The organism is Hydrococcus rivularis NIES-593, from assembly GCF_001904635.1.
Classification (GTDB): Bacteria; Cyanobacteriota; Cyanobacteriia; order Cyanobacteriales; family Microcystaceae; genus Hydrococcus; species Hydrococcus rivularis.
In genome coordinates this window covers 1-11,369 of sequence record NZ_MRCB01000038.1, presented here as the reverse complement: position 1 = coordinate 11,369, position 11,369 = coordinate 1, and the positions used below count along the sequence as shown (strand labels likewise).

General features: G+C 41.6%; 12 protein-coding genes and 1 pseudogene. 6 read left to right on the top strand and 7 right to left on the bottom strand.

The features are described 5' to 3' along the window. Positions 1-7 precede the first annotated feature (7 nt). Positions 8-154 (bottom strand): hypothetical protein, encoded by a 147-nt coding sequence (locus tag NIES593_RS24375; protein WP_175561193.1) that lies wholly within the window; start codon positions 152-154, stop codon positions 8-10. Between the two features lie 316 nt (positions 155-470). Between NIES593_RS24375 and NIES593_RS20635 the strand changes: the two genes are divergently transcribed. Then, complete coding sequence (locus tag NIES593_RS20635; protein ID WP_073601377.1) at positions 471-887, top strand: hypothetical protein; 417 nt, start codon at positions 471-473, stop codon at positions 885-887. 120 nt (positions 888-1,007) lie between these two features. On the opposite strand, the gene NIES593_RS20630 is transcribed toward NIES593_RS20635, so the two are convergent. From NIES593_RS20630 to NIES593_RS20620, 3 genes are read right to left on the bottom strand one after another with little or no spacing between them, the layout of a single operon-like run. Beyond that, positions 1,008-2,921, bottom strand: a complete 1,914-nt coding sequence (locus NIES593_RS20630) for a hypothetical protein (RefSeq protein WP_073601376.1) — start codon at positions 2,919-2,921, stop codon at positions 1,008-1,010. A 2-nt stretch (positions 2,922-2,923) separates the two neighbouring features. Then, positions 2,924-3,631, bottom strand: a complete 708-nt coding sequence (locus tag NIES593_RS20625; RefSeq protein WP_073601375.1) for a class I SAM-dependent methyltransferase — start codon at positions 3,629-3,631, stop codon at positions 2,924-2,926. Next, positions 3,628-4,761, bottom strand: a complete 1,134-nt coding sequence (locus NIES593_RS20620) for a glycosyltransferase (RefSeq protein ID WP_083602505.1) — start codon at positions 4,759-4,761, stop codon at positions 3,628-3,630. Before NIES593_RS20620 ends, NIES593_RS20625 begins: the two co-directional genes overlap by 4 nt. 281 nt (positions 4,762-5,042) lie before the next feature. Between NIES593_RS20620 and NIES593_RS20615 the strand changes: the two genes are divergently transcribed. Next, positions 5,043-5,927: a hypothetical protein gene (locus NIES593_RS20615; protein ID WP_073601374.1), complete on the top strand. Its 885-nt coding sequence runs from the start codon at positions 5,043-5,045 to the stop codon at positions 5,925-5,927. Positions 5,928-5,964: 37 nt separating this feature from the next. Here the strand turns inward: NIES593_RS20615 and NIES593_RS20610 are convergent, their stop codons facing one another. Both NIES593_RS20610 and psbX read right to left on the bottom strand, forming a co-directional pair. Beyond that, on the bottom strand, positions 5,965-6,153 hold the full coding sequence (locus NIES593_RS20610; RefSeq protein ID WP_073601373.1) for a CPXCG motif-containing cysteine-rich protein: 189 nt from the start codon (positions 6,151-6,153) through the stop codon (positions 5,965-5,967). Between the two features lie 136 nt (positions 6,154-6,289). Further along, on the bottom strand, positions 6,290-6,412 hold the full coding sequence (psbX, locus tag NIES593_RS20605; protein ID WP_073601372.1) for a photosystem II reaction center X protein: 123 nt from the start codon (positions 6,410-6,412) through the stop codon (positions 6,290-6,292). A 170-nt stretch (positions 6,413-6,582) separates the two neighbouring features. Here psbX and trpD point away from each other — a divergent pair, with 170 nt between their 5' ends. Continuing rightward, entirely contained in the window at positions 6,583-7,626 is a 1,044-nt protein-coding gene (gene trpD / locus NIES593_RS20600) for an anthranilate phosphoribosyltransferase (protein ID WP_073601371.1), read from the top strand. Here trpD and NIES593_RS20595 read toward each other — a convergent pair. Next, positions 7,623-8,975 carry an MATE family efflux transporter gene (locus tag NIES593_RS20595; RefSeq protein ID WP_073601370.1) on the bottom strand — a complete coding sequence of 451 codons (1,353 nt, stop codon included), beginning with the start codon at positions 8,973-8,975 and terminating at the stop codon, positions 7,623-7,625. The two genes, trpD and NIES593_RS20595, sit on opposite strands and share 4 nt — an antisense overlap. 51 nt (positions 8,976-9,026) lie before the next feature. Here NIES593_RS20595 and NIES593_RS25685 point away from each other — a divergent pair. The 3 genes and pseudogenes from NIES593_RS25685 to NIES593_RS20580 form a co-directional block, all read left to right on the top strand. Further along, positions 9,027-9,131, top strand: a pseudogene (locus tag NIES593_RS25685) (helix-turn-helix domain-containing protein); the annotation flags it as partial. Positions 9,132-9,278: 147 nt separating this feature from the next. After that, positions 9,279-10,433, top strand: a complete 1,155-nt coding sequence (locus NIES593_RS20585; protein WP_073601369.1) for a branched-chain amino acid ABC transporter permease — start codon at positions 9,279-9,281, stop codon at positions 10,431-10,433. Between the two features lie 45 nt (positions 10,434-10,478). Continuing rightward, a complete protein-coding gene (locus NIES593_RS20580) occupies positions 10,479-11,261 on the top strand; it encodes an ABC transporter ATP-binding protein (RefSeq protein WP_073601368.1) in 783 nt (260 codons plus the stop codon). Positions 11,262-11,369: the final 108 nt, after the last annotated feature.

Genomic DNA, 11,369 nt, shown 5'->3' with positions numbered 1-11,369 from the left:
ATAAAATCTAAAAGTAATTAGCTAAACCTGCCCCAACAATAACCAATCGAATATATCTTATACCAATTTTCAGGTTTTCGCGATCGACATTCTTCTCCCCTCTCCCTATTTGGGAGAGGGGTTGGGGGTGAGGGAGATCGACTATCTCTGTCATTAATGAATGAAAAATGGTATTACGCCACAAAGATTAATTAAATTTCTATTTATTTCTACTATTTTCTACTTTATGGCTTTGGTTGAATACATCAGTGACTAATAATTTCTATTTAATCTGGGACTGACATGTAATCCCTTCATTAATACTGTTAAGTTACAGCATTTATGATTGCTAGCAATATTCCAAAATCATCAGCAGATGGTTAAGTTAATCAACAACAGTTAACTCAAATAACCTACAAGAAGAGCTATATTTTTCAGTTCTAAAGGCTCTAATTTTTAAACAATACTCTCAATCTTTGGAGATTGTAAAGATGAATAGACTTTTATTTTTCAGCAGTATCTTTCTGCTTAGCTTTGGTTCAAATTTGCCCGCGATCGCGCAAGAAATTACATCAATAGCTTCTGTAGATAAAACGGTTCTTATCGCTCGTGCTGACAGAGTTTATCTTACAGAAGATGAAGATGGCAATCCCTGCCTTGAAGATAAATATGGCAATAGAGTTTCCCTTAGAAAAGATAAGGATGGCACCTACTTTAAGGATGAGGATGGCAATCGCGTTTATCTTGAAGAAGATGATGATGGCAATACCTATTTTGAAGATGAAGATGGCGATCGCGTTTATGTTGAAGAAGATGATGATTTTAGCAGATCGCCCATCGATCGCGATCGCAACATTGAAGTAGAAGAAGACGAGGATGGCAGAGATATATATATCGAGACAAGATAATGTCTCGGCTATCTTATATTAAATCTCTAAGGGGTGGTTCGCGAACTACCCCTACTAATCTGGGGTAAGATCGACTGCGATCGCAAGTATTAGCTAGCAAAAATTTTAAAAATCTCTCGCTCAAAATTCAGTCGAAGTTTCCAACTTAACTTTAGTACCCAAAGATAAATTTATCTGCTTTCTTAATTCAGAAGATTTAGGAATAAATTGTACCTTTCCTGCTCCAGGAATGACAGTTTCTTTAGCAGGATTTCCCAAGCGATCGTAAAATTCATTTAAGCATTTTTCTGGAAATCGTTCTACATACAAATTAATCCCAGCAAAGTCATTAAACTTGAAAAAATCTGTTAAGAAAGACCACTCAGCCTCATTAAAGCAGCGCGATTGACGAGATTGTGTATTATCTGGAAAGAATAGCTTGTCCCAACCTGCCTCAAGATAGGGTTTAACCTGACCGGGATATAAGCGACCAAAATACTGCCCCATAACTTTCTTTTCATGAAACCTTCGCAGTGCAAAAACTCCACTGTTGTAGCCATAATATGGGCATATATCAGGTCTAGCACCGCTTCCTGCAATACAGAAAAACAAATCTAAAACCGCTTCTCCTGGCTGTTTTTTAACATATTCCATGTAAGCGAAAAAACTTTGGTCGAGCGATGCGGGTTTATAATCTAGTCTGTAGGAGTAAGCAGTATACAGTTCGATAGAGGCAACTAAAACGAGAAAACCTACGAGTAATTGCCTCTGACGAAATTGCAGCCAATCAAAGTTGATATGTAAAGCGAAAATACCAAGTATAACTGGATAAATAAAAGTACTGCGACCGCCGACGCGATTAAAAGCATACCAAGGAAATATTTTCAGAGTCGGAAACAGTAATGGATGATAAAGAAGACAAAGGAAAAAGACAATTAGTAGAGGAATAAAAATTGTAATTTGTCTGCGAGTTTGCCACAATCCTAAAGTTCCAAGAATGACTAAAAACCAACCAGGACTACTGTCGCCTACACTTTCTGGTATATCCGAAAAAAATTGTTGATAGCCCATCCCTGGATTAAGAAAAGGAAAAAATGGAACCAATAACCTTAGAGGATTAGCCCAAAAAGTGTCAAAAGAGATGCCAGTAAAATCAAAACTTTTAGCTTCTCTTCCAATCTGAAATGCCAGGGAAAAATAAAAATAAGCAGCTACAAGCGTTAAAATTAATAAAACTAAGCAGGTACGAGGGTAAGATCGAAAATCGTTTTTATAAGTTTTTAATGCCCTCTGAATTTCTTGAATTAATTTCAGTTTTCCTTTTAAATACCTATAGCTTATTAAGACTGCAATAAACAGTAGAGAAACTGTAAAAGACATCAGCGAAAAGCCAGCCATATATCCCAAATCGTGTCCAAACGATAAAAATAACAGGCAGGCTCTTACTAAAATAAGTCTAAGAGATAGATGTCGTTTTAAAACAATTCTTTTGACAATAAGAAAGTCAGCGATTAAACTCAAAACTATCCAATGAATAACAGCGTATTGCAGATGATGAGGATATTTATTAATCGCGTAGAAATTCCCGAAGGAAACGATAAATCCTACGCCAGCAGAGCGAGCAAAACCATAATCTCGAAGCAGTAAAGCAAAAGTTCCTATGGCAGTAATTAATACCGTTAGTAAGTAATAAATTTGCAACCAGGAACCCGTACCAAAAAATGAATATAAAATCGCATAAAAATAATCTTTTTCTAATGACCAAGGTTGAAAGACACTATTTGTCCCATAGGGATAAAAAGATTGATTATTGAAGAGATCGAGTTGAGGAAAAGGATTAAAGCTTAAATTTTTAGCTAAATAGTAGCCTGTATATTCTTGAAGATCTACATAGTCATAATTAAGCCAACCGAAAGATCCTATGCCTACCCAACCAGTTAAAGGATAGGAAAAATCTTGAATAACGATAGAACTAAAAGCAAAAGAAATAAGTATGAATAGTATAATTATTGCAAGATATTTGGAAGTGAATTTCAGGTTTCTAGCTACTTTCATCCTCAAAACTTTTTCCTGCCGACTAGAAGAACCGATTTGCCAAAACTGTAGCCTATAATGGGATCTAGCTTTCTAGATATGGGAACCATAAATCGATCCCAAACTTTTATTTGTTTCAAAGTTGGCTGGCTTTGTTTGAGTACCAATTTATTTCCCAAACTCGCTAGCAAGCCAACACAATCTAAATAGTTAAGTTTAATAATTTCTATATCGTCTGGTAAGACTGCCTTGAGAGTTTGTTTATTATAGCGACGGTAATGTCCTATTGCAGCATCAAATGGAGTAAATAACCATTGATGAGCCGGTGCTACAATAATTAAATTTCCATCGGGTTTTAGATGTCGAGAAGCTTTAATGACTTCTTCGCGATCGCGTTTGATATGCTCTAAAACATCTAGGTATAAAATAGTATCAAATAATTGCTCCTCTTGCAAACTATCAATCGTTCCGTTACTAGCAAAACAGTCAATGATGCCATTTGCTTTAATAGAACTTTCTAAACCCTGAAATAGTTGAGTATCCGGTTCTAAACAGATCCATTTTTGATACTGAGACCGACAAAGCAAACGAGTGTTGCTTCCGATTCCCGCACCAACTTCTAAAACGTTACCTTTTATATATCGTCTTAATAAAACCCTTAAATAGTCCTTCCAATTCTTGGCTTGAGCAAAAAGTTCTAACTCGGTTCCGACATAGATAAACTGACTCATGATTTTAATTGAAAGAACTCCTCAACGTAATATTTATAGTCGCGCATGGGGATAAAGCCTAAATTATTGCGCGTTGATAAAATTATCATGCTGAATACGGTACCCAATATAACCAGTTGCAAGAAAGAAATAACCAGCAATCCTGATACATAAGTCGCCCAGCCAGGAATTGCCCACTCTGTCAATAATTTAACTAGAAAAACCAAACATAATACTATTAAAAACAGAATTAACAAAACAATAATAGATAGTAATATTCTTGTCCCCACTACATCTCCATACACAGCAATAGAACTTAAGCCATGTGTCACTAATGACACTAAGTTCATCTTAGGTTTTCCGGCTAGTCGCCTTGCGCGGGGAATATCTACTTCAATATAAGGTAGTCGAGAGCGATAAATCCCTGATGAGTAATGATTCCAAATTTCTGAAATTGCTACTACATTTTTTAATAAAGAAGCTGGTAATAAGCTAAAGTTGCCAACATTAATTTCTCTGCCTATTAACAATCGATAAACATTTTTATAAATCCAATAGAAGAACTTAAATGTGTTACCTTCAGAACGCTTACTTCGTCTGGCAAAAATAATTTTATTATTTCCTGTATCGTCGGATACACTCAACAAGTGGTTTATTGCCAAAGGGCTATCTTCACCATCTCCATCCATCACCACCACCAAATCGCAATTGATATTGTTATAGAGATAAGATAAGCCTATGGCTATAGCTCTCTGATGACCGAGGTTACGACGAAGCCGAAGGACGTTAACCTCTCGTATCTGACGATACTGTTGGCAAGTTAGCGATTCTGGAATTGGCTGGGTTGAGTAGTCGTCAACGATTAAAATTTCTATTTCGATCGCCTGAGCTAGAATAATTTCATCTATGAGTAACAAAAGTTTCTCCAAAGGTTCCCAGTCGTTAAACGAGGGAATAACAACTACTAGCTTTCTCTTTTGGTGAAATTTGGTTTGATGCGATCGCTCTTGGGTTGACAGTTCATCGAGTTGGAAGTCTAATAGCTTTAAATTCCCGACTATTTCCTTAACCAACATTTTGACGCTGGCTGGAGTTTTTTCCCAATCTTGGGGAGTAATTTGCTGACGAAGGGACATTTGCTGTTTCTTCATACTGGTTTAAACTTCCAGATAAGGAGCAATTTCCACGTCAATCCTTATTATTTTCTTTGGTTGGCATAATCTAGTTTGCCTAGTAGGCTAGCTAAAACCGAACCACAATGCAACCTTTTTTTTCTACGGGGCTAGAATTAAAGAGAATTATATTATATTAATTTATTTTTTTTAATTTCTACTTAGTTCTACTATTTTCCACTTGATTTGGGACTGACATACTATAGCTAGACTTTTACGCTTCAATTAAAGAATTCATCATCAACTGGATTGGGTTGGAAATGCCAAAGCAAGTCAGTCAAATCGGTTTTATAGGTGCCACAGTAGTTGGATTAACCTGTTTCATGACTCCAGCTAACTCGGCAACGATTCAAACTAGCACGCAAAAAGCTTTGGTGGTTGGCGAAAATAACAGAGTGACTCAACTCAGCCAACAAACGAGTCTCGATCTATTCTTTTTCGATCTTCATTTAGATACGGGAAGTTTCTTAGACGAAAGTCCGATTAAAAATTTTATTAACTCTGAAATACTCGAATTTATCAATGAGTTCAGCGAAAATATTTTAGAAATCGACCAATCTATTAGTCAAATAGCTCGTCTTTCTGGCAACAATAATCGAGTGACTCAAATTAGCGATCAAAATATCTTCGATGTTTTCTTTTTAGATCCCGAATTGAGAGTAACTATGGGGGAGAATACCACCTATACCTTACCGAGTTTTGATATTAGCCAAATTTTAAGCGATCGCATTGCAGCTTGGCTTCCCGATATCAAGCAATCCGTTACTCAAGAGGCGAATATCTTCGGAAGTGATAACCAAGTCAGACAAGTTAACGATCAAACTGTTATTGACTTCTTCTTAATCGATATTAAATTTAGTACGCAGCTAGACGATATCGTAGTTCGTAGAGCTGACGATAATTTGGATAACTTAGTTAATTTTGAACTCTATAATTTTCTTGACAATCTCGAAACTTTACTTCCTTTTCAGGAATTACCAGGTAGCTTTTTCCAAGATAAAAACCCCATCGTATTAGCAAGTAGAAACTACAGTATCAACGAGGCACAATCGTCGATTACCGTCCCAGAATCCAGCTCTGTATTCGCTTTATTCAGCTTAACTGCTATAGGATTGGGTTCGACAATACTTTGCAAATACAAGTAACGCTTTGCTATCTCTCTTTGCGCCTTTGCGCGAGATTTTACTCCTCGTAATCCGTATAAATTTCAACCTCCAATGTCTCCTCATCCACTTGTATGTAAAGAACATTAGGACGACAGCAAACCTGACAATCTTCTACATAAGATTGCTGCATTCCGGCACTTAAATCCACAAAAGTCGAATTAGGTTCGCCACAGAAAGCACAAAAATATTCTGTCGTTGTTTGCATTTTGCAAAAATTTTCCGAGCGATTAAGAAGAGACAAAGAAGATACTAGATTCGACAAAGACAGGAAAAAATTTTTCCTGGTCTGGCTTATCTTCTTTATCTTCCTTGTCTCTTAAAAAATAGAGTGGGAAGTCTTTCTAGACTTTACGGTCGATCTTATCCTTCTGACTGATAAAGATCAGTCCAACTGCGATTGGGATGACGACAATGACAGCCCCCCAGACGAGGCTCCAGAGAAAATTAGCTAACGACGGAGTCATAAACCTTATATCCCTTTTTTTATTTTTGATACGCTTCGTTACTTATTTTATAGGGTTTTTTAAACATTTCTCAGATTTTGCTAGCGTTCGATCGCGCTTGGCTTGCAATCGAACTCAAGCATGGCTGCGATGACCTTACAATAATTATGCGATCGCACTTGAGAATCCCCATGACACAAACTACCACTACTGACTGGTCTAACTTACTGCAACAACTACTCGACAGACAATCCCTCTCCCAAACTCAAGCCGCGCAATTAATGCAAGGTTGGCTCAAGGAAGAAATTCCGCCCGTGCTATCGGGAGCCATTTTAGCCGCTATCCAAGCTAAGGGCGTTTCTGCCGACGAATTGACGGGCATGGCGCAAGTCTTGCAGGCGCAATCGTTGCAGCAAGCTCCGATTCAACATGCCCAACCCGTCATCGATACCTGTGGCACGGGAGGAGATGGGGCATCGACTTTTAATATTTCTACTGCCGTTGCTTTCGTTGCGGCTGCGGCTGGGGTAAAAGTCGCCAAGCACGGAAATCGCTCCGCATCGAGTAAAGTAGGCTCGGCTGACGTTTTAGAATATTTGGGAGTCAATTTATCCGCACCATCAGAGAAAGTAGAAGCCGCTCTCTCGGAAGTGGGAATTACCTTTTTATATGCTCCCGGCTGGCATCCGGCGATGAAAAGCGTTGCTCCCTTGCGACGGACGCTGAAAGTGCGAACGGCGTTCAATCTCCTCGGACCGTTAGTCAATCCCCTACGCCCCACCGGACAAGTGATTGGAGTCTACGACGCGCAATTTTTAGAGCCGATGGCTCACGCCCTAAAACAATTGGGAACGCCCAAAGCCATTATTCTCCACGGCAGGGAAAAGCTAGACGAAGCAGGATTGGGCGATGTAACGGATTTAGCGTTATTGAGCGATCGCAGAGTGGAATTGAGCCAATTGCAACCCGAAGTTTTGGGATTAACCCCCGCACCGATTGAGGCTTTAAGAGGGGGAAATGTGCAAGAAAATGCAGAGATTCTGCGGAACGTCCTCCAAGGGAGCGGCACGCAAGCACAGCGAGATGCAGTGGCATTGAATGCCTCGCTTGCGCTTCAAGTTGGCGAAGTCGTTTTCTTTGAAGATCGTCGTCAAGGCGTAGAAAAGGCAAAGGAAATTCTTAAAAGCGGTGCCGCTTGGTCGAAGTTAGAAGAGTTAGTTCGGTTTCTGCGCTAATTATCCGTACTTGAGGTAAGTTGGCAGAATCGCCAGACAAAAACCCCTGCTGCGACTGTCACGCCGACGGACTGTCCTATCCACAGTCCAACCCCGCCCAAACCGAAGTGAAATCCTAACACATAGCCGCCGCTCAACCCAACTCCCCAGAAGGTAAGGAAGCTCAACAGCGTCGGCACGCGAGTATCTTGGAGTCCATACAGTGCCCCTATCGCTATCTTTTGCACGCTATCTACCAGTTGAGCCAAAGCCGCAACGACAAGCATGGGCATTGCCAGTTGGATTACGTTGGCATTCTCTGGGTTGCTAAGATCCAAATATAGCCCGATCGCTTGCCGGGGAAAAGCTAGCAGCGCGATCGACATTATTATCATAAACCCTACCCCAATACCGATCCCGACATATCCCGCCCGTCGCGCTCCCTTGAGGTCTTGCCGTCCGAACCATTGACCGACGCGGGCGGTGGCAGCAAACGACATTCCCAGAGGCACCATGAAGATGACAATGATGGTTTGTAACACGATTTGGTGCGCTGCCAGTACGTCGGTTCCTAGAATGCCCATCAGATAGGTAACAGTCGTAAATAGCCCCGTTTCCAAGGCAGCAAATATGCCCATCGGTATGCCAATCCAGAGCAATTCCCAAAGAAGGCCGGGTTTCAGGCGATGCCATTTCTGAAAGAGTCGGTAAATCCTCAATCGTTTGTGTCTGAGAATGTAGGCGACCAACGCCAGAAACATTCCCCAGAGACTGAGGATACTTGCCAGCGCCAAACCTCCTATCTCCATGCGAGGAAATCCGAACTTGCCAAATCCCAAGACATAATTTCCGACGATATTAAAGATCGTTCCCGCAATGACGATTATCATTACCGGACGGGCATAGGAGAGTCCGGCAACAAAGCCTCTGAGCATGGCAAAACCCAAGGCAGGGAAAAATCCCCACAGCATAATATCCAAGTAGGTATTTGCCAGGGTAACGGTCGTCGCCGCTTGCCCAAGCCGACTCATCAAGGAATCGCAATGCCCGATGAGTAGCATCATGGGAATTGCAAGTATTAGCGAGAGCCATAATCCCTGTCGCGCAACCTGCTCGATTCGCATTTTGCGACCCGCACCGTAAGCCTCAGCTACGAGAGGACTGACTCCCATGACTATCCCACTTGCGATATTCAACAGCGTAATATAGGTTAGGGAGGCTATTCCGCCCGCCGCTAGGGTTTCTTGCCCCAATCTCCCCATCATGACCGTGTCTGCGAAACCCGTAGCAGATTGCGCAACTTGGGCGCTGGCTAAGGGAATTGCGAGGCTTAAGAAAGCCTGGATTTCGGTTCGGATGTGCGATCGCATGAAGATTCACCCCCATTCGCAATTCGCTTCGCAAAGAAGGGCAAGTACGCCGATATTACTTTTCAATGCGGTTTTAATAGTCATAGCCATCTCGCTAAGTGGTTTCGCGATCTGACGGGAATGACCCCAAAAGCCTATCGCAAGAGTCATTTGTAAGAAGAATTTGGTTTCGGGCGATCGCGCTCGGCAGCTACCAGATTCGATTACTATTATGTTAATTGTGATACGCACGATTCACTCGACTGCGGTAAGATCCGATCGCGTCTCCCACACGAGACCCTAAATGTTTCTCTCAAGCTCCCAATGAATGGAGACATCCTATCTCAATTAACTGCTTCTAGTGGTTATATCGTTTTTCTCGTAACTTCTGCCGGACTGTATAGCCTATTTGCTCTCGGACTCAATTTGCAATGGGGTTTAACGGGACTGATTAACTTCGGTCACGTGGCTTTTATGACCGTTGGGGCATATACCACTGCGCTGTTGACTCTTCAAGGTGTCCCTTTAATTATTGCCGCGATCGCTGGTGCGGGACTCGCTGCTTTACTCGGACTGGCGATCGGTACTTCTACGCTACGATTGCGGGAAGACTATCTAGCTATCGTCACGATCGGGGTCTCAGAACTGCTGCGCCTGGTGGCACTCAATGAAGAATGGCTGACTAGAGGGTCTTTTGGGGTACAGCGCTATCCTCTGCCATTGAATGTTCGCTTTAATCCCATCGGCGAGCTACTCCTAATTGGTATTTTAACTCTGCTGGCTATCTTTGCCGGATGGCAACTGTGGCGAGGTTTAAGGCGGCAGTGGCAGGAAAGTCAATTAATTAAAGAAAAAAGACCGACAAAACGAGTTAGTCTCATTATTTGGGGCATTATTGCCACGGCTTTAATCTTGGTTATTTATGTTAATGGTGTCATTGCCCTCTCTAACTACACCTACAAAGCTGGATTGATGCTACTGGTGCTGCTGGTTTTAGCGCTAGTTTATCATGCCCTAGAATTTTTAGCGCGATCGCCTTGGGGACGCATTCTCAAAGCTATCCGAGAAGACGAAGAAATTCCCAGAGCCTTGGGCAAAAATGTCTTTTGGTATAAACTACAAGCATTTATGTTAGGCGGCGCGATCGCTGGTATAGCAGGTGCCTTTTTTGCTTGGCAGCTGACCACCATTTATCCAACCAATTTTGAACCGCTACTGACTTTTAATGCCTGGATTATCGTCGTATTAGGTGGGGCAGGCAGTAACGCAGGCACCCTATTAGGAGCAGTAATTTTCTGGGCATACGATACCCTGACTCGCTTTCTGCTTCCCCAAATAGGCATTCAAATAGGTATTACTAATGAAGCTCAATTGGGAGGCTTGCGAATAATGATTATTGGTTTAATTCTCATGATGCTCATGATTTGGCGACCACAAGGTATTCTAGGGAAAAAAGAAGAACTTACATTGGGTCGGTAATGAGTTAGTAGTTAGTGGTTAGTGGCAAGCAAGAAAAATTGACAAATGACAAATGAAGAACAACCAACTACCAATAACATACTTTCAGCGACTGGATTAAGCAAAAGTTTTGGCGGGCTCAGAGCGGTCAATGAGGCTAAAATCTACGTTAAGAAGGGAACGATTACGGGACTGATCGGACCGAATGGGGCAGGAAAAACGACATTATTCAACCTGCTGTCGAATTTTATTCGTCCCGATAAGGGAGAAGTGATTTTTGATGGCGAACCCATCCATCATTTACAACCCTATCAAATTGCCTTACAAGGCTGCGTTCGCACCTTCCAAGTCGCACGGGCTCTCTCTCGGTTGACCGTGCTAGAAAATATGCTATTGGCAACTCAAAAACAAACTGGAGAGAATTTTATTCAGCTTTGGTTTCAACGAGGACAAGTCAGACAGGAAGAAAGAGAAAATAAAGAACGGGCAATGGAAATTCTCGAATCCGTCGGACTGGCGGCTAAAGCGCAAGATTATGCGGGGGCATTATCGGGAGGACAGCGAAAGCTACTGGAAATGGCAAGGGCTTTGATGACCCGTCCCAAACTAATTTTATTGGACGAACCCGCAGCAGGGGTGAATCCCACGCTTATCGGTCAGATTTGCGAGCACATAATGAATTGGAACAAACAAGGGATCTCGTTTTTGATTATCGAACACAATATGGATGTAATTATGTCCCTGTGCAACCACGTCTGGGTGTTGGCAGAGGGAACGAATCTCGCTGACGGAACGCCAGAAGAAATTCAAACGAATCCAGAGGTACTGGAGGCTTATTTAGGGGAATAGTATCTCACGCAGAGAAGTATACTAAAGGACGGTATATAATCCAAACTATTAAAGTATAGTCATATATAGTCAGACATAATCTTCTATGTTAATATAAGAATATGAAAC